The organism is Streptomyces sp. NPDC093085, from assembly GCF_040683935.1.
Lineage (GTDB): Bacteria > Actinomycetota > Actinomycetes > Streptomycetales > Streptomycetaceae > Streptomyces.
In genome coordinates, this window is record NZ_JBFBFB010000001.1 from 1292214 (window position 1) to 1316947 (window position 24734).

The following is a 24734-nucleotide window of genomic DNA, read 5'->3' on the forward strand; positions in this document are numbered from 1 at the left end:
CCGCTCACCCGCCCGGCCGGTACAGCACATCGGCGGCGTCCAGGTCCTGGGCGAGCAGCTTCTGTTCGCGCATCAGCGCGATCAGCCGGTTCAGTTCGGCGGCGCTCGACTCGGGCGGGAAACCCGGCAGCCCGATGGTGGCCGCCTCGGCCGCCTTGATCTTCGTATAGCCGGGGAGCACCTTCGCCACGGCCCCCGGGTCGTCGTCCGCGATCTTCTGGGCCGCCGCGATGGCGCGCTGGAAGGCGGCGGCGGTCCTCGGGTTGGCGTCGACGAACTTCCGTGTCGTCACATAGCCGCTCAGCGGCAGCCCGTCGACGGGCGAGGCGGCGCCGTCGATGACCGTGCGGGCGTCCAGGTCACCGGCGATGGCCGAGGCGAACGGCTCAGCGGCGTGTACGGCGTCCACCTGGCCCCGCTCCAGCAACGCGCCCATCTGCGGGAACGGCACCTGGCGGTAGTCGGGCAGCCCGGCGCCGCGCTCGCGGAGCGCCGCGTCGAGGGTGAGCGACTGGATGTTGTGGAGGATGTTCACCCCGACCCGCTTGCCGGCCAGATCCTCCGGAGTGGTGATCTTCGAGCCGGGCAGCACCAGCACCCGCATCATCCGGGGCGCGTTCCTGGCCGCCTCCGCCAGCACCCGGGTGTCGAGGGTGCCCTTCTCCTTGGCCTGGAGGAAGGTCACGAAGTTGGCGCCCGCGATGATGTCCACCTGGCCGTTGGCGAGCGCGGGCAGCGCCTGGACGCTCTGCTGGACCGGCTGGACCCGTACCTCAAGCCCCTGGTCGGCGAAGAGCCCCCGTTCCACGGCGATATGGAGGGCCGCTGCGTCGGCCAGCGGCAGCCCGGCCACGGTGAGCGAGGTCTTTTCGGGCCCGCTCGCCCCGCCCGACGCCGAGGGGGAGCCCCCGGAGCCGGACCCGCCGCCCCCGCACCCCGTCGTCAGGAGGGCGAGGACCAGCGCGACGATGGCCAACTCGACGCGAGGGATGCGCAGTTGGAGTCCCATACCCGAGCACTGTAGGGGTTGGAACGCAACCGCACCATACGGCGCGTCGCGACTCCGGTACGTGGTGCTACCGCGAGCGGGCCGAGGGGGCTACAGCAGGGGCGAGGTGCCGAAGCCCCCCTCCACGACATACGCGCACTCCGTGTAGATGTACCCCGGCTGGAGACTGGCGGTGTCGGAGCCCGCGGAGGTGTTCGCCGGCCCGGCGGACTTGTGCAGGAAGTACGTGGTACCGGCGGGCAGGCTGATGGTCTTCTCCGGGTAGTTCCGGCTCCCCTTGCAGGCGCTCACCGCCGCGCTCGCCGCGCTGCTGTACCGCGTACACCCCGAGCACCCCTTGAGGGTGACCTTCCCGGTGACGGGGCCCGTGTACAGGACCTCGACCTCGTCGGGGCTGTCGTTCCGGATGGTCACCGAGATGGAGCCGCCGGAGGCCGTCGTGGGCAGCCGCTTGCCCGCCGCCGGAACGCTCTTCGCGATCTCCGCCGCGATGGCGATCTTCTGGGCGCGCGGCCGGTTCTTGTCGCCCCTGTACTTGAGGACGAAGTCGTTCATCGTGGTCAGCGCCTTGTCGAAGTCGCCGTTCCGGTACTCGTCGACGCCGCAGGCGTACGTACCCGACGCGATGTGCCCGCCCGCCGTGGCGGCGTCCTTCTTCAGCGCCCCGGCCACCCCCGCCTCCTTGCCCAGCAGTGAACTCGCCTGCGTCCGCAGGGTGATGAGGGTGTCGGTGGCCGCGCAGGGGCCCGGGCCCCTGATGTCCCGGGCCGCGGTGCCGATCGCGGTGCGCAGGGCCGGCTCGACCTTCGCGGTCTGGTCGGAGGCGGGGAAGAGGGCGAAGAGTTCGGCGAGGTTGCCGCCGCCCTGGGCGACGGCGGCGTCCTTGCCGATGTCCGCCGCACCGCACGCGTAGAGCGAGGCGGCCAGCCGCTCGTCGGGCCAGGCGGCGAGCGTGCCGAGGCGCTTCTCGCCGACCGTGGAGGGCAGTGAGCGCAGGTACTTCAGCCGCTCGATCGCGTCGCAGTACTTCTTGTCGTCGTACGGGGCGGCGACCGCCCGGTAGTAACCTGCCATCCGGTCCGGCACCTTGGCGGCGGCCCGGGAGTCCGGATGGTCGTCCTGGAGGTTCTGGTAGGCCTCCAGCGCCTGGGTGAAGGCGGGCTTGGCCGCGTCGAAGGACGGCTCGTCCCGCCCCCAGGCGACCAGCTTGTCGGCCTCGGCCAGCCGCTCCAGCAGCGCCTGCTGTACGGCCTCCTCGCGCGCCTGCTGGTAGAAGACGACCCCGCCCGCCGGCACCGCCAGCAGAACGAGCCCGAGCAGCGCGGCGATCGGCGCCCGGGGCGGCCAGGCGAGCGGGGAGCGCAGCCCGCGCACCGCCCCGTGCGCCGCCGTGGCCAGCAGGAAGAGGGCATAGCCGGTGACCGCTCCCCGGGGCACCCCGTCCGCGTCGGCGGGCAGGGCGAGCAGCAGGAAGAGCCCGGTCACCGCCCAGCAGACGGCCGCGGCCACCCACCGCCGCAGCAGTGCGTAACCCAGCCCCAGACCACTGAGGTTGAGCAGTGCCACCGCCACGGCCCGTACCGGCTCGGCAGGGCCCTGCGGCGCGGCGGGCGGTACGGGCGGCGGCGCCGGGAAGCCACCGGAGCCGAAACCGGAGCCGCCACCGGAGCCCGGGCCGACTCCGCCCGCGCCGCCGTACGCGCCGAAGCCGCCGGGTCCGCCGAACTCGCCGTGCCCGCCGAATCCGCCGAACGCGCCGCGCTCGCGGGCCCCTTCGAACCCGCCGGCCACTTCAGCCGGACCGAACGCGTCGGACCCACCGGACCCACCGGATCTGCTCGCTCCGTCGGATCCGCCGGATCCGCCGGTCACCCGCCGTTCGTCCTCGGACATCACGACTCCCCCCAGTCGTCGAACACACCACAGAACACCCGCAGAACAACCACAGGGCACGCGCGGAACACGCGCGGAACGCGGCGCGGCCGGGTGCCGACCGGCATTGTAGTGCCCTTTGCACACACCCCCGTGGCATCCACTTCTCTCCTACCCGCTACGGACCCCTTTCACGACGTACGGGCCCCATGAGCCAAGGCCCTTGACACTCCCTCCGGGGCTCCCTACCTTCACGGAGGCACGAAGTGAAACGTTTCATTATCCGCGCTCGCCCCCGCCTCGCATCGGAGCCGCATGGTGATCAGCAGAAGACGAGTGCTCGGTACCACCGCAACCGTTCTGGGCACCACCCTGGCCACGGGTCCCCTGCCGGCCGCCCGAGCCGCCGCCCTCCCCGCGGCGGCCCCGGCCCCGGAAACGGCCCCGGCCGCCCATGTCACCGCGCCCACCGCCGAATACGTCCGCCGGCCACTCGGCCTCGACACCCCCCGCCCCCGGCTGAGTTGGCCCTTCGTCTCGCCCCGCCCCGGCGCCCGCCAGACCGCCTACCGGATCCGCGTCGCCACCACCCCGGAACGCCTCGCCAGGCCCGACGTCTGGGACAGCGGCAAGGTCGCCTCGGCCGACTCCGTCCTGGTCCCGTACGCGGGCCCGCCGCTCAACTCCCGTACCCGCTACCACTGGTCCGTACGGGTCTGGGACGACACCGGGACCGCCTCCGCCTGGTCCGCCCCGACCTGGTGGGAGACCGGGCTCACCGCCCCCGGCGACTGGACCGCCCGGTGGATCGGCGCCCCCGCCGCCCTGGTCTCCGCGCCCTCCCTCGAAGCCGCCTCCTGGATCTGGTACCCCGAGGGCGACCCGGCGAGCAGCGCCCCCGCCGGGACACGGTGGTTCCGTACCACCGTCGACATCCCGGCGGGCGTCACCCGCGCCCGGCTCGTCCTCACCGCCGACGACGGCTTCACCGCCCGGGTCAACGGCGTCCAGGTGCTGCACACCGACGCCGAAGGACCCGCCGAGAACTGGCGCCGCCCTGCCCTCGCCGACATCACCGGCGCCCTGCGCCCCGGCGCCAACACCCTCGCCGTCGAGGCCGTCAACGCCACCGAGAGCCCCGCCGGCCTGCTCGGTCTCCTCGAACTCACCACCGACGGCGGCGGCGTCACCGTCCTGCCCACCGACGCCACCTGGCGCACCACCGACCGGCCGCCCGCCGGGGAGTGGAGCGCCCCCGGCTACGACGACACCGCCTGGCCCGCCGCCCGGTCGCTCGCCCCCTGGGGCGCGGGCCCCTGGGGCAAGGTCACCGCCGCGTACGCGCCCGCCGCCCAGCTCCGCCGGGAATTCCGGCTGCCCCGCCGGAAGATCGCGCGGGCCCGGCTCTACGCCACCGCCCTCGGCCTCTACGAGGCCCACCTCAACGGCCGCCCCGTCGGCGAGGACCGGCTCGCACCCGGCTGGACCGACTACGACCGGCGCGTCCAGTACCGCACCTACGACGTCACCGCCCTGCTCACCCCCGGCGCCAACGCCCTCGGCGTCACCCTCGCGGCCGGCTGGTACGCCGGGAACATCGCCTGGTTCGGCACCCACAACTACGGCGAACGCCCGGCGCTGCTCGCCCAGTTGGAGATCGTCTACAGCGACGGCAGCACCGACCGGATCGTCTCGGACCCCGACTGGCACGCCGCCACGGGCCCGGTCACCCACGCCGATCTGCTGATGGGGGAGGAGTACGACGCCCGCAGGGAGACCGAAGGCTGGACCCGCGCCGGATTCGACGCGAGCGGCTGGCTCCCCGCCGACACCTCCGACCGGGTCACCGCCCGACTCGTCGCCCAGATCGACGCCCCCTCCCGGGCCGCCGCCGAACTCCCCGCCCGTACGGTGACCGAACCCGCCCCCGGCGTCCATGTCTACGACCTCGGCCAGAACATGGTCGGCACCGTCCGGCTCACCGTCACCGGCGCCGAGGGCACCACCGTACGGCTCCGCCACGCCGAGGTCCTCAACCCCGACGGCACCCTCTACACCACCAACCTGCGCACCGCCCGCGCCACCGACACCTACACCCTCAGGAGCGGCGGCCGGCAGACCTACGAGCCCCGCTTCACCTTCCACGGCTTCCGCTACGTCGAGGTGACCGGGGTGCGGGAACCGCCCGCGCCCGAGGAGGTCGTGGGCCGGGTCATCCACACCGACGCCCCCTTCACCATGGCGTTCACCACCGACAACCCCCTGCTCAACCAGCTCCACGCCAACATCACCTGGGGCCAGCGCGGCAACTTCCTCTCCGTCCCCACCGACACCCCCGCCCGTGACGAACGGCTCGGCTGGACCGGCGACATCAACGTCTTCGCCCCCACCGCCGCCTATGTCATGGAGTCGGCGCGCTTCCTCACCAAGTGGCTGGGCGACCTCCGCGACGGCCAGCGCGCCGACGGCGCCTTCCCCGATGTCGCGCCCATCGCCGGTGAGGCGGTCATCGGCCAGGGCGCGGCCGGCTGGGGCGACGCCGGGGTCACCGTGCCCTGGGCGCTCCACACCGCGTACGGGGACACCCGCGTCCTCGCCGAGTCCTGGGATTCGATGGTCGCCTGGCTCGGCTATCTGACGGCCCACAGCAGCGGATACCTCCGCCCCGCCGAGGGGTACGGGGACTGGCTCAACATCGCCGACGAGACCCCCAAGGACGTCATCGGCACCGCCTACTTCGCCCACAGCGCCGACCTCGTCGCCCGGACCGCCGAGGTCCTCGGCAAGGACCCGGCGCCGTACCGGACCCTCTCCGGCGCGGTACGGGACGCCTTCCGCGCCGCGTATGTCACGGCGGGCGGCGGCAGGATCAAGGGGGACACCCAGACCGCGTACGTCCTCGCCCTCTCCATGGAGCTGCTGACCGCCGAGGAGCGCGGGCCCGCCGCCGGCCGGCTGGTCGAGCTCATCGAGGCCAGGGACGGGCATCTGTCCACCGGCTTCCTCGGCACCCCCCGGCTCCTGCCCGTCCTCACCGACACCGGCCATGTCGACCTCGCCTACCGGCTGCTCACCCGGCGCACCTTCCCGAGCTGGGGCTACCAGATCGACCGGGGCGCCACCACCATGTGGGAGCGGTGGGACTCCATCCGCCCCGACGGCACCTTCCAGGACCCCGGCATGAACTCCTTCAACCACTACGCCTACGGCTCGGTGGGGGAGTGGATGTACGCGCACATCGCGGGCATCGCCCCCGGCGCCCCGGGATTCCGGAAGATCATCGTCCGGCCGCGTCCCGGCGGCGGGGTGACCGAGGCGAGCGGACGCCTCACCACCCTCTACGGCCCCGTCACCACCCGGTGGCGTACCGGCCCCGACGGCTTCCGGCTCACGGTCGGGGTCCCCGCCAACACCACGGCGGAGGTCTGGGTCCCCACCGAGGACCCCCGGCGCGCCACCCACGGCACGGCCCGGCCGCTGCGCACCGCCGAGGGGTGCGCGGTCTATGAAGCGGGCCCGGGGACCCACCACTTCACCGGCTGACCCACACCGCTGTACGGGGGCGCCGACCTCGGTACGGGGCCACTGGGCACGAGTTCGGCGTCCTCACGCCGTGGCCGTGCCCAGCGGCCCCCGTCCGGGGTTGAACCGGTGGCCGGCCGGCGAGGCGCCGGTACGGCGACCGCAGTGCGGCAGTGAGGAGCCCGACCCGTGAACCCCAGCGACCGGAACCCCTGGAACCTGCCGGCGCCGCGCCCGCGCCGCCGGATCGGCCGCTGGTTCGGCCTGGCCGCCGCCCTCCTGGTGCTGGCCACGGCCGCCACGGGCGGCTGGCTGGACAGCCGGCTCGGCGCCCCCGCCCTCTCCGGCGCGCTCGGCGACAACCGGCCGCGCGCCCCCAGGAGCGGCGAGAACATCCTGGTCATCGGCTCGGACAGCCGTGCGGGAACCGATGGCGCCTACGGCAGGGGCTTCACCTCCATGCAGTCCGACACGCTGATGCTGCTCCATGTCGGCGGCGACGGCCGGTGGGCCACGGTGGTCTCCATCCCCCGGGACTCCTGGGTCGCGATCCCCTCCTGCGACCAGGGCGACGGTGTCGTCTCCCCGCCCCACCACTTCAAGATCAACGCCGCGTTCGCGATCGGCGGCTCCCGGGGCGACACCGGCCGCGCCGCCGCCTGCGCGATCCGCGCGGTCGAACAGAACACCGGGGTCCGCGTCGACCACTTTGCGATCGTCGACTTCCGGGGCTTCACCGGCATGGTCGACGCCCTCGACGGGGTCGAGGTCTGCCCCACCGCACCGCTCCACGACCGGAAGGCCGGGCTCGACCTGGCGGCGGGGTGCCATACGGTCAGGAACGAACAGGCACTGGCGTACGTACGGGCCCGGTACGGCCTCGGCGACGGTACGGACCTCGGCCGGATCGGCCGCCAGCAGGAGTTCCTGCGCGCCCTCGCCGCCAAGGCGCGGACGGCCCTGCACCGGCCGACGGCCCTCTACCGCTTCCTCGACTCCGCCACCGGGGCGCTCACCACCGACCCGGGGCTGGCCGGCCTCGGGCCGCTCTCCCGGCTCGCCACCCGCCTCAACGCCCTGCCCGCCGACCGGATCTCGTTCCTGACGGTGCCCAACTATCCGCGCCGGCGCGAGGTCCCGGACGACACGGCGAACGTCCTCTGGCACCCGGAGGCCGCCCGGACCCTCTTCACCGCGATCGGCCAGGACCGGGAGGTGACCCGCGCCCGGCTCGCTGCGGCCACCTCGCCGCTCCCCCCGGCCGCCGCCACCGTGACGGTCACCGTCCTCAACGGCACCGGCCGTCCCGGCAGGGCCCGCGAGACCGCCGACCGGCTCCGGGAGCTCGGCTTCCGTATCGCCGCCGTCGCCAACGCCCCGGCCCCGGTCACCGCCTCCGCCCTCACCTACCCCGAGGGCCAGGCCGCCCAGGCCAGGACCCTCGCCACCCGCCTCCCCGGCCTGACCCCGGCCCCGGACCCGGACCCGGCCGCGCCGCCCGGCACCCTGACCCTGACGGTGGGGCCGGACCTGCCGGAGCCGACGGGGTGAACCGCCGGGCCGGGGCGGCCGTCAGCCCCGGTGAAGGGTGATCAGAGTGTTGTACGCCCCTTGCAGGAACCGCTGGTCGGCCGCCGGGGTGGTGTTGGCCAGGGCGACCACGGCCGTACGGTGCCGGGGCGCGAACCCCGCGAAGGCGGTGAAGCCCCGGGTGCCGCCCGAGTGGTGGTAGACCGGGCCCTCGGGGCGGACCCGGATGTTCCACACCAGGGCGAGCCGCCGGGTCCCGCCGCGCAGGGCGAGCCGGGGCCGTACCGTATCGGCGAGCGCCGCCCCGAGCACCCCGGAGCCGCGCCCGTCGGAGCCGCGCACCCCGGAGCGGCGCCCGTCGGGATCGTTCCCGGGATCGGCCTCCGCCGCCGCGTCGGCCAGGGCGTCGAGGAGGGCGAGCAGATCGGGTCCGGTGGAGCGGAGCGACCCCGCGCCGGGCAGGCCCGGGATCCGCCAGGGCGGGCGCGGGCGGCCGTGCCAGTAGCCGGTGGCCTGCGGCAGCAGCGGGTCGTCGCCGGTGGAGCGGAGCCCGAGCGGGCCGAGCACCCGCTCGGCCAGGAGCGCACCGTACGCGGGTCCGCCCGGTACCGCCCGGGTGAGGAGGTGTCCGAGCAGCCCGACCCCGAAGTTGGAGTACCGCACCCGCTCGCCGGGGGCGCTGCCCGGCCGGGTCCGCGCCAGGGAGCGGAGCAGATCGTCGCCGGAGAACCGGGCGTACGGGTTGGCGAACCAGACACCCGCCGCCTCGGCGAGCAGACCGGGCGGCAGCCGGGGCAGCCCCGAGGTGTGGGTGGCGAGATGGAGCAGGGTGATGGGCCCGCCGCGCTCGGCGGGGAGGATCCCGGGCGGCAGGAAGCGGCCCAGCGGATCGCCGTACCCGATCTCGCCCCTGACGGCCTCTTCGGCCAGGAGCAGCGCGGTGAAGCACTTGGTGAGCGACCCGATCTCGAACCGGGTGGCGGCCGTGACCGGCTCGGGACCGCCGTACGCGGTGGTGCCGTACGGGACGACGGCACGCTCGTCGCCCCGGCGCAGCGCGACCACCACCCCGCAGGCGCCGCGCGCCGCGCGGGCCAGGGCGTCGGCCGGGGCGCGCGCCCACGCGGGCACGGGCTCCCGCTCCCGGCCGCCGTCCACCGACCGGGCGAGCGGCGCCGTCCCGGTCACCGCTCGCGCCCCAGGGCGCGCGCGACCGTCAGCGTCCCGGCGACGGCCGCCACCACCGTGGTGTGGTGGTGCGTCACGAAGCGCTCGGCGGCTTCGCCCTCGACCGGCGTGCCGTCCCGGGGCAGCAGCCCGTCCTCGTGCTGGACGGCGGCGAGCCGGGTCCAGTCGGCGGCGGTGCGGGCCGGCTCGGGGAGGCAGGCGCTGACGATCAGCAACTCCGCCACCAGGTCCCATTCGCCGATCTCGGCCCAGATGTCGAGCCAGACGGGGAGCCAGCGGCCCAGATAGCCGGCGAGGTCGGCGGGGAGCCCGGCGGGCAGCCGCCCCCAGTCGGTGAGATGGAAGACGGTGTGCGTCATGTGGTACGCCGTCATCCAGTCGATGAGCCAGGGCTCGGGGCGGGCGCCCAGCCAGGTGGCGCGGGCCAGCCGCTCCCACTCCGGGGCGCGGTCGCCACCGTCGAAGCCGCTGATCCGGGCCGCGTTGGCGACGGCGAGGCGCCGGTTGGGCACCATCTCCATGGCGCGCGCCGAGCGCAGCGAGGTGGTGTGGTCGAGCAGCCGGTCCAGCGCCTCGTGGCGGTAGCCGCTCCGGGCGAAGTGCGCGTACGTCTCCAGCGGGTCGCTCATCAGCGGGTACCGCAGCAGCCGTTCGTGGAGCATGTCCCCGCCGCCGAGCTGCTTCCAGGTGAAGTCCAGCAGCTCGTGGGCGAGCTTCAGCTCGGCGGCGCCGGCCACCCCCTCCCGGATCACCAGCGAGGCGGCGAGCGCGGTCTCGCCCAGCGGTTTGTAGACGGTGTCCGGTTCGGCGAGTTCGGCGGTGGTGTCGGGCGGCAGCGCGCCGTGCTCCCGGTGGGCGTGGAGCCAGCGCAGCGCCTGGAGGCCGACGCGGTGGGCGGTCCGGACGAGGGAGTCGGCGGAGCAGTCGGAGGGGAGGGAGCCGTCGGAAGGGAGGGAGCCGTCGGAAGGGGGAGAGCTGTCGGAGCTGTGCATGGGCTGTCGGTCCGATCCGGGTGGTTCGGCGGGGGGTGCGGGCGTACGGATGCGGGCGTACCGCTATGGGTGTACGGCCTCGGGCGTACCGCTACGGGCGTACGGGCCTCGGGGGAGGCGCCGCCGGGTCAGAGCGCGAGCATCCGGCGGGCGATCGCGGTGTCCAGCGCCAGCCGGTCCCCGCCCGCCAGCAGCGCGATGTGGTCCACGAGCGGCGCCGGGTCGAGGGGGGTCCGTACCCCGTCGCAGTGCAGCCAGACGAGCCAGCGGACGATCCGGGCGGCGGTCGGGTGGTCCCGGCGCAGGACGGCGCGGGTGGCCCCGCGCGCCAGGCCCAGCGGGGAGCTGCGCGCCGCGTCGTGCACCGGCCCGTCGAGACCGGGCAGCGCGAGAGGGGAGAGCCGGCCCATCGTCACGGACCAGGCGGCCCAGGCGTCGTCGTCGCCCGTGGCGGAACCGCCCGGCGGCGGGGGCGGGGGCTGGGTCACGGCCGGCGGCGCCGGGTCCGGGCCGATGCCCGGCCAGGTGCCCGCGGAGAGCACGGCCAGCAGGGTGACGGTGCCCCAGTCGCGCCAGGCCATCAGCCAGGGTCCCGGCGGTCCGTCGGGCGGAGCCTGGACATCCCGGGCGGGCGGCAGCGCGGTGAACGCCCGTACGAACGCCGCCGCGTCGTCGGGGTGCACGGCACGCCCGGAGAGCAGCGCGGGGGCGAGGGCGTCCGCCCCGAGGATCCGGACGGCGGCGAGCGCGGCGCCGGGATCCGGTGCGCTCTCGACGTGTTCGGCGACCATGGCCGTGCCCCCGGCGCCCCGAAGGGCACCGAGGGCACGTCGTGCCAGGCCGGCCGCCGATTCTTCATAGGAGGTCCGCGACCGGTCAGGGCTCATCGTCCCTTCGGCTCCTTGGGCTCCTTGGGGGAGAGGAGAGCCAGCAGGAGGAGGGCTCCGCCCGCCTCCGGCGCGTAGACCGGCGCGTCGCTGAAGGGCGACTCCGGCTCGGCCATCGCCGTGGTCAACGCGTCGAGGTCCAGGGTGATTTCGGTCGGATTCATGGTCTGAGAAAGCATGGTGGGCTCCTCATGTAGATGCCGTCGCCCAGGATGAGCAACGCCAGAACCGATTTTAGGGATACGTCGACAAATCAACCAGTTGAGATGATAGTTCGATAGTTCATCCCGTATGTCTGTTCCCCTCCTCCCTCCTGTTCCCCTTCTCCGCTCTCCGGTCCGACCGTCCGTCAGCGATGTGGAACGGCACCGTCGTCACCACGATCTTCGGCAGCGGGCGCAGCGCCCGGCGCAGCCGCCCCGCCAGCGGGCTGTGCAGCACGCGCTGCCACCAATGGCGGACAACGATCTCCGGAATGATGACCGTGATGGTCAGATCGGGTCGCTGACGGTGCAACGACTCCACATAACTGATCAGAGGGGTGACGATCGCCCGGTACGGGGAGACCACGATGCGCAGCGGCAGATGGTCGCCCCACATCTGCCACGCCGCCCGGAACCGCTCGGCGTCCTCGTCGTCCGGGCTCACATGGAGCGCGAGCACGGGCTGCTGGAGCGAGGCGGCGTAGGCCAGCGCGCGCATGCTCGCCCGGTGCAGCGCGTCCAGCGGTACGACGGAGAGATGCCGGATCTCCTCGGGGGACTCCTCCGGCTCCGCGTCCGGCGCGGGCCCCGCCGCCGGGTCCGCGCAGGGCCGCGGCGCGATCGTCCGGCTGGGGATCTCGACATGCCGGGGCCCCAGCCGCAGCGCCTCGGCGACCCGCGCGTAGTGCCGGTGGATCCGGGTCGTCACCAGCAGGAACGCCCCGACGGCGAGGATCGCCAGCCAGGCGCCCTCGGTGAACTTGGTGATCCCCGCCGTGATGAAGACGAGCGCGGAGAGCACCGCGCCGGTGGCGTTGAAGCAGAGGCTCTTGCGCCAGTGCCGCTCCCGCCCCCGCCACCAGTGGACCACCATCCCGCTCTGGGACAGGGTGAAGGCGAGGAAGACCCCCACCGCGTAGAGCGGGATCAGGGAGGCCGTGTTCCCGTCGAACGCCACATAGACCAGCGCCGCCGCCACGGAGAGCAGGATGATCCCGTTGGAGAACGCCAGCCGGTCGCCCAGCCGCAGGAAGACACGGGGCGCGTGGTTGTCCCGGGCCAGCAGCGAGAGCACCCGGGGGAAGTCGTTGAACGCCGTGTTCGCGGCGAGCAGCAGGATCAGCGCGGTCGCCGCCTGGGTGAACACGTACATCCCGTTGGAGCCGAAACTGCGGTGCGCGAGCTGGGAGAGCACCGTCTCGCCCGGCCGGGGCACCACCCCCTCCAGATGGACCATCGCGACCGTCCCCGCGAAGAGCGCGATCAGCAGCCCGATCATCCAGGAGAGCGTCGTACGCGCGTTCCGCCAGGAGATCGTCTTGAAGGCGGGTACCGCGTTGGAGATCGCCTCGATGCCGGTCATCGCCGTCGACCCGGACGCGAATGCCCGCATCACCAGCAGCAGCCCCACCCCCTCCACCGCGTGCAGCGGCGGATGCGGTACGGGCTCGAAGCCGCGCCCCGCCGCGTGGTACAGCCCGAACCCCACCAGCGCGAAGATCGCCACGACGAACGCGTAGGTGGGCGCGGCGAAGAGCGCGCCCGCCTGCCGGACCCCGCGCAGGTTCCCCGCCAGCAGGACGGCGATGACCAGCACCCCGATCACCACCACGTCCCCGGCGAGCGAGGGCACCGCCGAGGTCACGGCCGCCATCCCCGACGACACGGAGACGGCGACGGTGAGCACGTAATCCGTCATCAGCCCCGCCGCCGCCACCAGTCCGGGGATCCGGCCCAGATTGTCGGTCGCGACGATGTACGAGCCGCCGCCGTGCGGGTACGCGCGAATGGTCTGACGGTACGACAGCCCCACCGCCAGCATCAGGAAGACGATCGCCGCCGACACCGGCACCGAGTACGCCAGCCCCGCCGTACCGGCCAGCACCAGCACCGCGAGCAGCGCCTCGGGACCGTACGCCACGGAGGAGAGCGCGTCCGCCGAGAGCACGGGCAGCGCCACGAGCTTCCGCATCCGCTCCCGCACGATCGCCGTCGACCGCAGCGGCGCCCCCAGCACGGCCCGCCGCGCCCGGGGCCAGAACCCCGCCGGGTACGGCTCGGGAGGGGCCGCCTCGGCCCCCGCGGCCGCCTCCGCCGTACGGGGCGGCCCGCCGAGCGTGGTGACCCGTACGAACCTGCCGAAGCGGGGCGGCACGATCTGCTCCGGCGGCGGATAGCTGCCCAGGTCCGGATCGACCGGCAGGGCACTCCGCCACGCCTCCGGCGCCGCCGAGGCCCGCCCCCACTCCTGCCCGATCAGCCGCAGCGTCTCGTCGTCCCGCGCGGACGTCCCTGTGTCTGTCACGCGGACGAGTCTCTTCGCCGGGCCGCGCCCACCACCCCGGCTGCCGCCCGCGACACACACCCGCACCCCCCGACAACCCGTTCGGCGGAGCCGGACGAGCGGAAACGTGGGTTTAACGGACGCGCAACCGGCCGGACCCGGAGCCCCGCGACAGTACTGGCAACTGTTGACAGACCTTCCTTAGCAGGGAGAACGCCCGTAGGGAGCAGTCCGGTGAGAGTTGGAACCACGCGAACGGCCGCGGTGTGCACCACTGCTGCCCTGACCGCCGTCCTGACCGCCTGTGGCGGTTCGGGAACGGCCGCCCCGACCGGTCCCGCCGAGGTCGCCCCGCCCGGGAAGCTCGTCTCGTCGGGCACCCTCACCTATGGCACGGCGGCCACCTTCCCGCCCTTCGAGTCCAAGGCGGCCGACGGCGGCCTCCAGGGCTTCGACATCGACATGATCAACGCCCTCTCGAAGTCGATGGGGCTGACGGCCGAACCCCTCGACATCGACTTCGACGGGCTCATCCCGGCGCTCGACGGCCGGCGGACCGACGTCATCAACTCGGCCATGTACATCACGCCCGAGCGGGAGAAGAAGGTCGACTTCGTCCCGTACATGATCATCGGGGAGGGGCTGCTCACCCCGGCCGGCAACCCGAAGAAGATCTCCCGGGTGCCCGAGGACCTCTCCGGCCGGACGGTCGCCGTCACCCGGGGCGCCATCGGCGAGACGTACATGACCGAGTTCAACAAGGAACTCAAGCGGCAGGGCCGCCCGGAGATGAAGATCATGTCGCTGCCCAACAACCAGGACGCGATGCTCGCCGTACGGAGCGGCCGGGCCGACGCCTTCGACACCTCCACCCCCGGCGCCGCCGCCACCCTCGCCGGGACCAAGGGCACCTTCACCCTCGCCGCCACCTTCAAGAACGAGACGGAGATCGGCATAGCCGTCCGCAAGGGGGACACGGCGACCGCGACCGCCGTGAAGAAGGCGCTGGACCGGTTCGTGCGCGGCGGCGGCTATGCCGAGCTGCTGGCCAAGTACCAACTGCCCGCCTCCTCCGACTACTTCGCGAAGACCCCGACGACCGCCCCCGGGTCCCCCACGTCCCCCGCCGCCTCTCCCCGCAGTGGGTCCTGATGGGGTTCCTCGACAAGACGGTCTCCGCCGACTTCCTCACCGCCTCCCTGCTCACCTTCGGACTCACGGTCCTGTCGATGGCCCTGGGCATCGCCGGAGGAGTCCTGCTCGCCCTCGCCAAGGGGGCCGGGTTCGCACCGCTGAGGTGGGGCGCGGACACCTACATCTGGTTCTTCCGGGGCACCCCGGTCCTGCTCCAGCTCATCTTCGTCTTCAACGTGCTGCCGCTCTGGGGGCTCAGCCTCTCCCCGTTCACCTGCGCCGTCATCGCCCTCAGCCTCAACGAGGTCGCGTACATGGCGGAGATCGTCCGGGGCGGACTCCTCGGCGTCGACAAGGGTCAGCGCACCGCCGCCCATATGCTCGGACTCTCCGAGACCGGCATCCTGCGCTGGGTGGTCCTCCCGCAGGCGACCCGGCTGATCCTGCCGCCCACCGGCAACCAGTTCATCGGCATGCTCAAGACCTCGGCACTCGCCTCCGTCGTCAGCGTCCAGGACCTGATGCTCACCGCCCAGCGGCAGGCCGCAGCCGACTTCGACTACGTCGGCTCCCTCGGCGCCGCCGCCGTCCACTACCTCGTCCTCACCACGGTGTTCACGCTCGCGCTGCGGCAGGTGGAGCGACGCCTCGACGTCGGACGGCGCGCCTCGGCCCGCCGCGCCGCCGCTCTCCCCGCCGCCGCCTCCACCGGTACGGCGGCCGTCGACCCGGTGGCCCGATGACCGGCCCGAGGAACGCGATGAACTCGACGAACGCGGTGAACGCGACGAACGCGACGAACGCGGGGACGACCACCGCCACCGAGGCCGGAGACCGTACCGGAAAGGGCACCGCCATGAGCACCACCGCACCGGGTACCGCCGTGACCCCCAAGGGCAGGACCGTCCTCGTGGCCGAGAACCTGGGCCGCAGCTACCACGGGAACCCCGTGGTCAGCGGGGTGGACCTGACCATTCCGGCCGGCCAGACCGTCGCCGTCCTCGGCCCCTCCGGCGCCGGCAAGTCCACCATGCTGCGGTGTCTCGCCGGGCTCGAACCCCTGGAGACCGGCAGCGTCGGCTTCCAGGGCGAGCTGCTCTCGAAGGCGGGCGCCAGACCCCGCTCGGTCGGCGGCCGGATCGGCATGGTCTTCCAGCAGTTCAACCTCTTCCCCCATCTCACCGCCGCCGAGAACATCGCACTCGCCCCCGTCCGGGTGCGCGGCATGTCCCGGCAGCGGGCCCGGCAGGAGGCGCACGCCCTGCTGGAGCGGGTCGGACTCGCCGAGCGCGCGCACCACTATCCGTACGAACTCTCCGGCGGCCAGCAGCAGCGCGTCGCCATCGCCCGCGCCCTCGCCATGAGCCCGGAGCTGATGCTCTTCGACGAGCCCACCTCGGCGCTCGACCCCGAGTTCACCCGCGAGGTCCTCGCCGTCATGCGGGACCTGGCCGGAAGCGGGATGACCATCGTCGTCGTCACCCACGAGATGGGGTTCGCCCGGCAGAGCGCCGACCGGGTGGTGTTCATGGCCGACGGCCGGATCGTCGAGGACGGACCCGCCGAAACCCTCTTCCAGGCGCCCCGGCAGGAGCGCACCCGCGCCTTTTTCGAGCAGACCCTCGGAGCCTAGGACATGACCATCCCACCCCCCACGGGACGTGTGGGCGCCCCCCGCCGGAACGCCCCCGGGAGCCTGCGCAAACAGGACTGGGCCTACCAGCAACTCCGCGAACGCATCCTCACCGGCGCCCTGGCCCCCGGCGAACAGCTCAGCCAGGAGGCCCTCGCCACCGAACTCGGCATCAGCCGGGGCCCGTTGCGCGACGCCCTCTCCCGGCTGGTCGCCGAGCACCTGGTCGTGGACCGCCCGCACCAGAAGTCCGTCGTCGCGGAGGTCTCCGCCACCGACGCCCGCGACATCTACAACGGGCGCGCCGCCCTGGAGAGCGTCCTCGCGGCGGCCGCCGCCCAGGCCTCCAGCGGCGAACGCGGCGCCCTGGCCGCCGACTTCGGGCTGCTGCTGGAGCGCCAGCGGATCGCCGTCTCGCTCGGTGACACCGCGCAGGTACGCCTGCTCGACCGGCGGTTCCACGACGCCGTCTACGCCCTGGCGGCCATGCCCGCCACCCTCGCCGCGCTCGACCAGCTCCGCGCGAAGAGCGACCGCTATGTCGCGCTCTATCTGGCCGACGCCCACCGCGCGCAGGTCTCGGTGGACGAACACACCGCCATCCTCGACGCCGTCCTCGACGGCGACGGCACCCGCTCGGCCGCGCTCACCCGCGCCCATGTCCTGGGCGGGCTCACCACCCTGACCGGCTCCATCGACCGGGACCCCGCAGGACGCCAACCCGCCGCTCTCTCCGGCCCCTTGGATCTCTCCGCCCCCCTGGACCCCTCCGCCCCCTTGAACCCGCCCGGCCCGGCCGGCCACCCGGCCCCCTCCGACCGCCCCGTATCCCAGTGAGGTACCCCACCGTGACCACCGTGCACCCCCAGCCCGAGGCCATCGCCCGACTCGCCCTGCCGGAACACACCGAACGGCTCGGCATGTCCGTGCGCGACGCCGAACGCCAACTGGAGAACGGCCCGGGGCCCGCCGCCCTCCTCGACGCCACCTACGCCGACACCCACCGCTTCCCGGCCCCCGACTGGGCGCTGCCCACCTTCACCGCCGCCGCCGGCGGTGACGGCATGACATACACGCCCTACCGGGGCGACCACGCCGTACGCGAGGCCGTCGCGCACAATGTCTCCACCGGGCTCGGCATCCCCGCCTCCGGGCCGGCCGATGTGATCCTCACGCCCGGCACCCAGGGCGCCCTGTTCACCGCGCTCGCCGCGATCCTCTCCCCCGGCGACCTGGTCCTGCTGCCCGACCCCGACTACCTCTCCACCGAGCGGATGCTCCGCTACTTCGGCGCCCGGGTCCGGCGTATCCCGATGGTCTGGCCGCACGAGTCCGGCGACGGGGCGAGGACCCGGCCCACCCTCGACCTCCAGGCACTCGCAGACGCCGCCGCCGAAGGGCCCCGGCTGATGGTCTTCTCGCACCCCAACAACCCCACCGGCGCGATCTACGGGGCGGAGACCGTCGAAGCCATCGCCGGCCTCGCCCGCCGCCACGACTTCACCGTCATAGCCGACGAGCTGTACTGCCGGCTCGTCTACGAGGGCGAGACCTTCCACCACCTCGCCGCCCTCGACGGCATGGCCGACCGTACCGTCACCCTGCTCGGCCCCTCCAAGACCGAGTCCCTCTCCGGGTACCGGCTCGGCGTGGCGGTCGCGCCCCGCGCCCTGGTCGACGCGATGGAGGACGTCCAGTCCTGCACCGCGCTGCGCGCCCCCGCCTACGCCCAGCATCTGCTGGCCCGCTGGATAGCCGACGACGGCGACTTCCTCGACCGGCGGCTCGTGGAGTACCAGGCGCTGCGCGACACCACCGTGAAGAAGATCAACGCCTCGTCCGTGATGCGGGTCAACGCGAGCTACGGCACGGCCTATCTCTTCCCCGAGGTCCTGACCGGCGCGAGCGACCAGGCGGTGGCCCTCGCGCTCAAGGAACACGCCGGGGTCGTCGTCAACCCCGGCTACCAGTTCGGCCTCGCGGGGAGCGGCCGGATGCGGCTCTGCTTCGCCCAGGAGGAGACCGTCTGGGACGCCGCGCTCGACCGGATGATCGAGGTCCTGGGCGCACTGGACCCGGCGTGAGCGGGCCGCTCGGCGGGGTGGCCACCGGGGCGGTTCCCGGACCGGTGGCCGAGGTACGGTACGGCGTCCTCGGCCTCCCCCTGCGCACCCCGCTCCGCCACCACGCGGTGGACACCACGGAACTGACGGAGGTGTTCCTCCGGGTACGGCTCGCCGACGGTACGACCGGCTGGGCCGAGACCCGGGGCAACGGCGCCTACGCCACCCACCACACGGCGTCCTCCATCACCGCCGCTCTCACCGCCCTCCCGCCGCTCACCGCCCCGTCCTGGGCCGACCCGCTCGCCCTCGCCGCCACCCTGGCCACCCACTGCCCGCCCGCCGCCGCCCTCCTGGACATCGCCTGCCGCGACGCCCGGGCCCGCGCCCGGGGCCTGCCGCTCTGGGCGACGCTCCGCGAGGCGGGGGGCTCCGGGCCCGCGCCCGGCCAGGGTGCCGGGGCCGTCCCCGTCCCCCTCGTACCTCCCCTCGTACCCCCGCTCGTCCCGCCTCCGCCGCTGCCGACGCACGCCCCGGTCGGGTTCGGCACCCCCGAGGAGGGCGCCGCGCTGGCCGCCGAGGCCGTGGCGGCCGGGTTCCGGCGGGTGAAGATACGGGTCGGGGGAGACCCGGAGCGCGACCGGGCCCGGGTGCGCGCCATCCGCGACGCCGTCGACCGGGCCGCGGGCCCCGGGGCCGTCGTCCTCGCCGCCGACGCCAACGGCGGCTGGGACGTGCCCACCGCCCGGGCCGCCGCCCGGTGGCTCGCCGGTCTCGGCACCGCCTGGCTGGAACAGCCCGTGCCCCCGGGCGACCTGGCGGCGCTGGCCGCCGTACGCGCGGACTCGCCCGTGCCCGTCTGGGCCGACGAATCGGTGCGCGACGCGGCCTCCGTGCACGCCGTCGCGGACGCGGGCGCCGCCGACGGCGTCCACCTCAAACTGGAGAAGGCGGGCACCGTGGCGGCGCTGGCCGAGGCCGTCGGCGCGGCCCGCGCCCGTGGACTCGCCGTCGGCCTCGGCCAGATGGACTGCGGCCGGCTCGGCTGCGCCACCACCGCGCATCTCGCCGCGGGGCTCGGCATCGAGACCGCCGAACTCTGGGGCTGCGCCCACCTCGCCCGCGACGTCACCGAGGGCATCGCCCTGCACCGGGGCGCCGTCCACCTCCCCGCAGCGCCGGGCCTCGGTGTACGGGTCGACGTGGACCCCCGCACCCTGACCCCGGTGGCCGGCGCCCCCGCACCACCTTCCCCGACCCCAGCAAGGACACCCTCCCCATGACCACCACGGACACCCCCACCCCCGACGCGACCCCCGACGCCTCCTCCGGCCCGACCGCCGCCCCTGCCTCCGGGACCGGCACCGTCCCCGGCCCGGCGGCCTCCCTCGTCTCCGGGACCGGCGCCTCCTCCGGCCCGGCGGCCTCCGTTGTCTCCGGGACCGACGCCGTCTCCGCGCCCGTCGACGTGCTCGCCCTGCTCACCGCCCTGGTCTCCTGCGACTCGACCACCCCGACCGGCGAGGAGGAGTCCACCGCCGCGCTCCTCGGCGCCGCGCTCTCCGGCGCGGGTTTCGCCGTGGAGACCAACCGGCTCGCGCCCGGCCGGGTCAATCTGACCGCGCGCCGCCGGTTCGGGCCCGGCGGGCCCGTCCTCATGCTCAACTCCCACCTGGACGTGGTCCCGGCCGGCGGCGGCTGGACCACCCCGCCGTTCACCCCCACCCTGCGCGACGGCCGGCTGTACGGCCGGGGCACCGCCGACGCCAAGGGGCCGCTCGCCGCCATGGCGTGTGCCGCGATCGAGGTGGCCCGGGCCGCCGAAGCGGGCACCGGGCCCGTACGCGGGGAACTCGTCTTCTCCGCCGTCTCCCAGGAGGAGGGCGACTCGCTGGGCGCCCGTACCCTCGTACCGCTGCTGGCGGGGGAGGGCCGGCTGCCCGACGCCGTGATCGTCGGGGAGCCCACCGGGATGCGGCTGCTCACCGCGCACAAGGGCTCGGTCCGCCCGGTCGTCGAGGTCGTCGGACGGGCCGCGCACGCCGCCAACCCCGGCGAGGGCGTCAACGCCGTGACCGCCGCCGCACCGCTGCTCGTCCTCCTGGAGCGGTACGCGGCCGGGCTCGCCGACCGGGGCCACCCGCTGCTCTCCGCGCCCACCTGCACCCCCGTACTGATCGAGGGCGGCGAGGCGCCCAACGCGGTCCCCGAACGGTGCCGGATCACCCTGGACCGGCGGCTGCTGCCCGGGGAGACCCCGGAGTCCGTCATCGCGGAAGTCGACGCGGTCCTGGCGGAGTTCAACGCGAGTGCGAGTGCGAGTGCGAATGCGGATGCGAGTGCGGCGGGCGTAGGGGACGGGCACGGCGCGTACGCCTCCGTCGTGGCGTGCGCCCCCAGCACCGGAGGCCCCTCCGAGACCCCGGGCGACCACCCCTTCGTCGCGCTCTGCCGCCGGGTACTGGCGGACGCGGGCGCCGACGACACCCTGGGCGGACTCACCGTCAACTGCGACATGACGCACTTCCGGGCGGCCGGCGTCCCGGCCCTGGTCTGCGGCCCCGGCCGGCTTGAGGTCATGCACGCCGTCGACGAACACATCGCCGTCGACGAACTGACCGGCTCCGTCGACCTCTACCGGGCGATCCTCCTGGCGGCGCTCGCGGGCGTGCCGGGGGAGCGGACCGCCCCCGGTACGGCCGACGGCGCGGGGCCGCTATGGGGCTGACCATCGCCCTCGGCCAGGCGCCCAGCGTCCCCGGGGACCTCACGGCCAACCTCGGCCTCGCCGCGCGGCTGGCCGCCGAGGCGGGGCGGCGCGGGGCGCGGGTGCTCGCGCTGCCCGAGCTCTTCGCCTGCGGATACGACCCGGCGGCGGTCCGGGCCGACCCCGGCGGCCACTGCCTGACCCCGCCGCCCGACGGCACCCGCCCCGCCCCCGGCTCGCCGCTCGCGCCGCTGGCCGGGGCGGCGGCCGCCGCCGGGGTCTGGGTCCTCCTCGGCGCCGCCGTGGCCACCGGGGGACGGCCGCACAACGCCCTCCTCGTGCTCGACCCGGATGGCGCCGTACGCGGCCACTACGGCAAGGCCCACCTCTGGCAGGACGAGCGCGCCGCCTTCGACCCCGGCACCGGGCTCGTCCTGATCGAGGAGAGCGGCGTCGTCCTCGGGCTCGGCATCTGTTACGACGCCGGGTTCCCCGAACTGACCCGCGCCTACGCCCGGGCGGGCGCCCACGCCGTCCTCTTCGGCTCGGCGTTCGCCACCGGCCCGACCGCGTACCGCTACGGCGTCTACCACCCGGCCCGCGCGGTCGAGAACACCCTCACCGTCCTCGCCGTCAACGCGGTCGGCGACCTCGCGGGGGAGCACTACTTCGGCCGCAGCGGCGCGTGGGGCCCGGACGGCCGGCCGCTCGCCCGCTGCGCCGACGACATCGCCGAACTGCGCCTCGTCACCGTCTCCGCCGGGGCGTGCGCCGAGGCGCGGCGCGCCCTGCCGTACCTCACCGACCTCCGCACCGATCTGCTGGGCCACGCCCCCATGCCCCCGTACACCCGTCTCTCCGTCCCGACCCCAGGAGCCCTCCATGCCCCCTGTCTTCCCCGCGACTGAGTACGACCGGCGGCTCACCGCCCTGCGCGCCACGCTCAAGGAGAAGGAGCTGGACGCCGTCGTCGTGCACACCCCGGAGAACGTCTGCTACCTCTCCGGCCACGCCACCCCCGGCTACTACACGTACCAGTGCCTGATCGTCACCGCCGACGGAGAGGCGGCCCTGCTCATGCGGGAGACCGAGACCGTCAACGCCGCCGAGACCACCTACTTCGAACGGATCACCGGCTTCCCGGACAGCGCGGACCCGGTCCTGGCGACCACCGAGCTGCTCGCCGAAGTCGCCCCCGGCGCACGGGCGGTCGGCGTCGAGGCGCGCTCCTGGTTCCTGCCGCCCGAGCCCTACGCGCGGCTCGGCGCGCTGCTGGCCGGGGCGGGCGCCCGGGTGACCCCCGTCGACGACGCGCTGGCGGCGGCCCGGCTGATCAAGTCGCCGCTGGAGATCGAGCAGATCAGGGCCGCGGGGCGGGCCACGAACGCGGGCATGGCCGCGGCGGCCGACGCCGCCGTTCCCGGCGCGTCCGAACGCGATGTGGCCGCCGCCGCGTTCGGCGGGCTCGTCGCCGCCGGCTCCGAGTACTTCGGCATGGAGCCGTTCGTCGCCTCCGGGCCGCGCGCCGGCACCATCCACGCGAGCTGGACCGACCGGGTCATCGGCGCGGACGAGGCCGTCCTGCTGGAGATGTCCGCGACCACCGGACGGTACAACGCCCCCCTCATGCACACCGTCTGGACCGGCGAGCTGACCGGCGAGGCCGCCGCGATGGCCGCCGCCTGCGCCGCCGCGCGGGACGCCGCCCTCGCCGAGGTGGTGCCGGGCGGCTCCCCGGCGGCCGCGCACGCCGCGTGCAAGGCGGCCATCGCGGACGCGGGCCTCGCCCACACGTACCGCAAGCGCAGCGGCTACTCGGTCGGAATCGCCTTCGCACCGGACTGGGGCGAGGGCCACCTGCTCTCCCTGGGCGAGAACGAACAGCGCCTGTTCGCCCCCGGCATGGTGGTCCACGTCGTCCCGACGCTCCGGCTGCGGGACACCGCGGGGATCGGCTTCTCGGCGACCGTCCTGATCACCGACACCGGCCACGAGGTCCTCACGGCCTGCGCCACGGGGCCGGCCCGGTGACCGGCCCGGTGACCGGGCCGACGACCGGGCCGACGACCGAGGGGAGCGCGCCGGACGTCCCCGCGCACGGCGCCCCGGTGCCGGGCGTGCCCGCGGACGGTGCCCCGGTGCCGGGCGTGCCGGTGCAGGGTGCACCCGCGCCGGAGCAGGGCGCCTCTTTGTCGGACGGCGTTCCCGTGCCGGGCGCGCCAGGGGCGGGCACCCCTTTGCCGGGCGGCGTTCCCCTGCCGGAGGGCACCCTCCTGCCGGACGCGCCCGTTCCGGCGGGGGAGTACGCCGCCGCGCGGGTGGCCGGCGGGCTGGTCTTCACCGCCGGGTTCACCCCGCGCGCCGGCGGGGCCGTGCTCGCCGCCGGGATCCTCGGCGCGGGGCTCTCCGTCGAGGACGCGCGGCCCCTCGCCGCGCTCGCGGCCGAGCGAGCCGTCACCGCGGCGCGGGAGGCGGCGGCCGAAGCGGGGGTACGGCTCGGGCCCGCGCTCTCCCTGACGGTCCATCTCGCCGCCACGCCCGGCTTCACCGGGCACAGCCGGGTCGCCGACGGCGCGGGCGCCCGCCTCCGCGCCCTGCTGCCGGGCCCGCCCCCGGCCCGTACCGCCGTCGGCGTGGCGAGCCTGCCGTCCGGCGCGCCGGTCGAGGTCACGCTGGTGCTCGCCACGGAACCCGGGGAGGCGGCCCCGGAGTCGGCCGGGCCCGGGGAAACCTAGCGGGCACACTGCCGTCACCGCGCCGCCCACCTCCGCGCTCACCGCCGTCGGCTCGGGCCTGATCGGCGTCGGCGTCGTTCGTGATCGCCCCGGCTGTCCGTAGGCGCGCGCTCAGGAAGACCGGGAGAACCGGTGAGCGGCGACGGCCAGAGCGGTGGCGCAGAGCGTGGCGGTGATGCCGAGCTCGGCGAGGGGGGAAACGGGCCAGCCGGCCCAGTGCGGTCCGGTGGCCGGGGAGTGTGTGGGGAGGGCGGCGGCGACGGCCTGGCGGAGGAGGTCGACCGAGTAGGTGAGGGGGTTGAGGAGCGTGACGGTGGCCAGCCAGGGGGGCAGTGCGGTGAGCGGGAACATCGCGCCGGACAGAAAGAGCATGGGCATCAGGGCGAAGCTGAGGATCGCCTGGAATGCCTGGACCCGGCGGATGGTCACGGCGGCGACCGCGCCCGCCGCGGTGAGGGCGAGTGCGGTCAGGGCCAGTTCCGCGGTGAGGACGGTGAACAGGCGGAGGTCGTAGGGGATGCCGGCGGTCCCGGCCAGGGCGAGGACAAGGGCACCCTGGCAGGTGGCGACGGCGGCGCCGCCGAGGCATTTGCCGAGCAGGAGGCTGGCGCGGTGCACGGGGGCGACGAGCATCTCCCGCAGGAAGCCGACTTCGCGGTCCCAGACGATCGATACGCCGGCGGCGATGGCCGGTCCCTGGACGGTCATCAGGAGGATGCCGGGGAAGAGGTAGGTGCGGTAGCTGGTGCCGATGGCGGTGCCGTGCAGGACTGTGCCCAGTCCGGTGCCCAGGACCAGCAGGTACACGACGGGCTGGACGAGGGCGACGGCGATACGGCTCGGACTGCGCCACAGGTGGAGCATCTCGCGCTGCCAGACGACGCGGACCGCGCGTGCTTCGTGGGCGAGCCGCCGGCCGGCGGGCGCAGCGGGTGCGGTGGTGTGGGCGGGGATGGTGGCCGTCATGTGTCCGGT

The 24734-nt window shown here is 74.6% G+C and carries 20 protein-coding genes; 12 read left to right on the forward strand and 8 right to left on the reverse strand.

What is annotated here, in order from left to right; translation table 11 throughout:
* Nucleotides 1-4: 4 nt before the first annotated feature.
* Both AB0O07_RS05300 and AB0O07_RS05305 read right to left on the reverse strand, forming a co-directional pair.
* A complete protein-coding gene (locus AB0O07_RS05300) occupies nucleotides 5-1009 on the reverse strand; it encodes an ABC transporter substrate-binding protein (RefSeq protein WP_365627082.1) in 1005 nt (334 codons plus the stop codon).
* 90 nt (nucleotides 1010-1099) lie between these two features.
* Nucleotides 1100-2902, reverse strand: a complete 1803-nt coding sequence (locus AB0O07_RS05305; RefSeq protein ID WP_365627085.1) for a hypothetical protein — start codon at nucleotides 2900-2902, stop codon at nucleotides 1100-1102.
* Nucleotides 2903-3199: 297 nt separating this feature from the next.
* On the opposite strand from AB0O07_RS05305, the gene AB0O07_RS05310 reads away from it, so the two are divergent.
* Together AB0O07_RS05310 and AB0O07_RS05315 are read left to right on the forward strand one after the other, a co-directional pair.
* Nucleotides 3200-6424, forward strand: coding sequence for an alpha-L-rhamnosidase (locus tag AB0O07_RS05310; protein ID WP_365628023.1), 3225 nt, complete (start codon nucleotides 3200-3202; stop codon nucleotides 6422-6424).
* Nucleotides 6425-6592: 168 nt separating this feature from the next.
* The gene (locus AB0O07_RS05315; protein WP_365627088.1) at nucleotides 6593-7954 is read left to right on the forward strand and encodes an LCP family protein; all 1362 of its coding nucleotides are present in this window, start codon (nucleotides 6593-6595) and stop codon (nucleotides 7952-7954) included.
* A gap of 21 nt (nucleotides 7955-7975) precedes the next feature.
* Here the strand turns inward: AB0O07_RS05315 and AB0O07_RS05320 are convergent, their stop codons facing one another.
* The 5 genes from AB0O07_RS05320 to AB0O07_RS05340 all read right to left on the reverse strand — a co-directional run bounded on the left by AB0O07_RS05320 (nucleotide 7976) and on the right by AB0O07_RS05340 (nucleotide 13175).
* Nucleotides 7976-9121, reverse strand: a complete 1146-nt coding sequence (locus tag AB0O07_RS05320) for a serine hydrolase domain-containing protein (RefSeq protein ID WP_365627091.1) — start codon at nucleotides 9119-9121, stop codon at nucleotides 7976-7978.
* Complete coding sequence (locus AB0O07_RS05325) at nucleotides 9118-10113, reverse strand: hypothetical protein (RefSeq protein ID WP_365627093.1); 996 nt, start codon at nucleotides 10111-10113, stop codon at nucleotides 9118-9120. The genes AB0O07_RS05320 and AB0O07_RS05325 overlap by 4 nt, the downstream gene beginning before the upstream one ends.
* Nucleotides 10114-10241: 128 nt before the next feature.
* Nucleotides 10242-11000 (reverse strand): hypothetical protein, encoded by a 759-nt coding sequence (locus AB0O07_RS05330; protein WP_365627095.1) that lies wholly within the window; start codon nucleotides 10998-11000, stop codon nucleotides 10242-10244.
* Nucleotides 10997-11164 carry a hypothetical protein gene (locus tag AB0O07_RS05335; RefSeq protein ID WP_365627097.1) on the reverse strand — a complete coding sequence of 56 codons (168 nt, stop codon included), beginning with the start codon at nucleotides 11162-11164 and terminating at the stop codon, nucleotides 10997-10999. Before AB0O07_RS05335 ends, AB0O07_RS05330 begins: the two co-directional genes overlap by 4 nt.
* A gap of 118 nt (nucleotides 11165-11282) precedes the next feature.
* Nucleotides 11283-13175, reverse strand: coding sequence for an APC family permease (locus AB0O07_RS05340; RefSeq protein WP_365628026.1), 1893 nt, complete (start codon nucleotides 13173-13175; stop codon nucleotides 11283-11285).
* A gap of 546 nt (nucleotides 13176-13721) precedes the next feature.
* On the opposite strand from AB0O07_RS05340, the gene AB0O07_RS05345 reads away from it, so the two are divergent.
* From AB0O07_RS05345 to AB0O07_RS05390, 10 genes are all read left to right on the forward strand, one after another.
* The gene (locus tag AB0O07_RS05345) at nucleotides 13722-14639 is read left to right on the forward strand and encodes an ABC transporter substrate-binding protein (RefSeq protein WP_365627099.1); all 918 of its coding nucleotides are present in this window, start codon (nucleotides 13722-13724) and stop codon (nucleotides 14637-14639) included.
* Nucleotides 14639-15364, forward strand: a complete 726-nt coding sequence (locus tag AB0O07_RS05350; RefSeq protein WP_365627102.1) for an amino acid ABC transporter permease — start codon at nucleotides 14639-14641, stop codon at nucleotides 15362-15364. The genes AB0O07_RS05345 and AB0O07_RS05350 overlap by 1 nt, the downstream gene beginning before the upstream one ends.
* A 113-nt stretch (nucleotides 15365-15477) precedes the next feature.
* A complete protein-coding gene (locus tag AB0O07_RS05355) occupies nucleotides 15478-16254 on the forward strand; it encodes an amino acid ABC transporter ATP-binding protein (protein ID WP_365628029.1) in 777 nt (258 codons plus the stop codon).
* A 3-nt stretch (nucleotides 16255-16257) separates the two neighbouring features.
* Nucleotides 16258-17091 carry a GntR family transcriptional regulator gene (locus AB0O07_RS05360; RefSeq protein WP_365627105.1) on the forward strand — a complete coding sequence of 278 codons (834 nt, stop codon included), beginning with the start codon at nucleotides 16258-16260 and terminating at the stop codon, nucleotides 17089-17091.
* 11 nt (nucleotides 17092-17102) lie between these two features.
* Nucleotides 17103-18338: an aminotransferase class I/II-fold pyridoxal phosphate-dependent enzyme gene (locus AB0O07_RS05365; RefSeq protein WP_365627108.1), complete on the forward strand. Its 1236-nt coding sequence runs from the start codon at nucleotides 17103-17105 to the stop codon at nucleotides 18336-18338.
* Nucleotides 18335-19600 carry an enolase C-terminal domain-like protein gene (locus AB0O07_RS05370; RefSeq protein WP_365627111.1) on the forward strand — a complete coding sequence of 422 codons (1266 nt, stop codon included), beginning with the start codon at nucleotides 18335-18337 and terminating at the stop codon, nucleotides 19598-19600. Before AB0O07_RS05365 ends, AB0O07_RS05370 begins: the two co-directional genes overlap by 4 nt.
* Nucleotides 19597-21045 carry a M20 family metallopeptidase gene (locus AB0O07_RS05375; RefSeq protein WP_365627114.1) on the forward strand — a complete coding sequence of 483 codons (1449 nt, stop codon included), beginning with the start codon at nucleotides 19597-19599 and terminating at the stop codon, nucleotides 21043-21045. The genes AB0O07_RS05370 and AB0O07_RS05375 overlap by 4 nt, the downstream gene beginning before the upstream one ends.
* A complete protein-coding gene (locus tag AB0O07_RS05380) occupies nucleotides 21036-21932 on the forward strand; it encodes a carbon-nitrogen hydrolase family protein (RefSeq protein WP_365627116.1) in 897 nt (298 codons plus the stop codon). Before AB0O07_RS05375 ends, AB0O07_RS05380 begins: the two co-directional genes overlap by 10 nt.
* Nucleotides 21907-23055 carry a Xaa-Pro peptidase family protein gene (locus tag AB0O07_RS05385; protein ID WP_365627119.1) on the forward strand — a complete coding sequence of 383 codons (1149 nt, stop codon included), beginning with the start codon at nucleotides 21907-21909 and terminating at the stop codon, nucleotides 23053-23055. The genes AB0O07_RS05380 and AB0O07_RS05385 overlap by 26 nt, the downstream gene beginning before the upstream one ends.
* Nucleotides 23052-23759: a RidA family protein gene (locus AB0O07_RS05390; RefSeq protein WP_365627122.1), complete on the forward strand. Its 708-nt coding sequence runs from the start codon at nucleotides 23052-23054 to the stop codon at nucleotides 23757-23759. The genes AB0O07_RS05385 and AB0O07_RS05390 overlap by 4 nt, the downstream gene beginning before the upstream one ends.
* Before the next feature lie 111 nt (nucleotides 23760-23870).
* Here the strand turns inward: AB0O07_RS05390 and AB0O07_RS05395 are convergent, their stop codons facing one another.
* A complete protein-coding gene (locus tag AB0O07_RS05395) occupies nucleotides 23871-24725 on the reverse strand; it encodes an ABC transporter permease (RefSeq protein ID WP_365627125.1) in 855 nt (284 codons plus the stop codon).
* Nucleotides 24726-24734 lie beyond the last annotated feature (9 nt).

Excerpts from the sequence above, each read along its gene's own strand:
- AB0O07_RS05325 (WP_365627093.1), bottom strand. The coding sequence starts at position 10,113 with ATGCACAGCTCCGACAGCTCTCCCCCTTCCGACGGCTCCCTCCCTTCC.
- AB0O07_RS05350 (WP_365627102.1), top strand. The coding sequence starts at position 14,639 with ATGGGGTTCCTCGACAAGACGGTCTCCGCCGACTTCCTCACCGCCTCC.
- AB0O07_RS05330 (WP_365627095.1), bottom strand. The coding sequence starts at position 11,000 with ATGAGCCCTGACCGGTCGCGGACCTCCTATGAAGAATCGGCGGCCGGC.
- AB0O07_RS05380 (WP_365627116.1), top strand. The coding sequence starts at position 21,036 with ATGGGGCTGACCATCGCCCTCGGCCAGGCGCCCAGCGTCCCCGGGGAC.
- AB0O07_RS05335 (WP_365627097.1), bottom strand. The coding sequence starts at position 11,164 with ATGAATCCGACCGAAATCACCCTGGACCTCGACGCGTTGACCACGGCG.
- AB0O07_RS05375 (WP_365627114.1), top strand. The coding sequence starts at position 19,597 with ATGACCACCACGGACACCCCCACCCCCGACGCGACCCCCGACGCCTCC.
- AB0O07_RS05355 (WP_365628029.1), top strand. The coding sequence starts at position 15,478 with ATGAGCACCACCGCACCGGGTACCGCCGTGACCCCCAAGGGCAGGACC.
- AB0O07_RS05305 (WP_365627085.1), bottom strand. The coding sequence starts at position 2,902 with ATGTCCGAGGACGAACGGCGGGTGACCGGCGGATCCGGCGGATCCGAC.
- AB0O07_RS05395 (WP_365627125.1), bottom strand. The coding sequence starts at position 24,725 with ATGACGGCCACCATCCCCGCCCACACCACCGCACCCGCTGCGCCCGCC.
- AB0O07_RS05385 (WP_365627119.1), top strand. The coding sequence starts at position 21,907 with ATGCCCCCTGTCTTCCCCGCGACTGAGTACGACCGGCGGCTCACCGCC.
- AB0O07_RS05340 (WP_365628026.1), bottom strand. The coding sequence starts at position 13,175 with ATGCGGAAGCTCGTGGCGCTGCCCGTGCTCTCGGCGGACGCGCTCTCC.
- AB0O07_RS05360 (WP_365627105.1), top strand. The coding sequence starts at position 16,258 with ATGACCATCCCACCCCCCACGGGACGTGTGGGCGCCCCCCGCCGGAAC.
- AB0O07_RS05300 (WP_365627082.1), bottom strand. The coding sequence starts at position 1,009 with ATGGGACTCCAACTGCGCATCCCTCGCGTCGAGTTGGCCATCGTCGCG.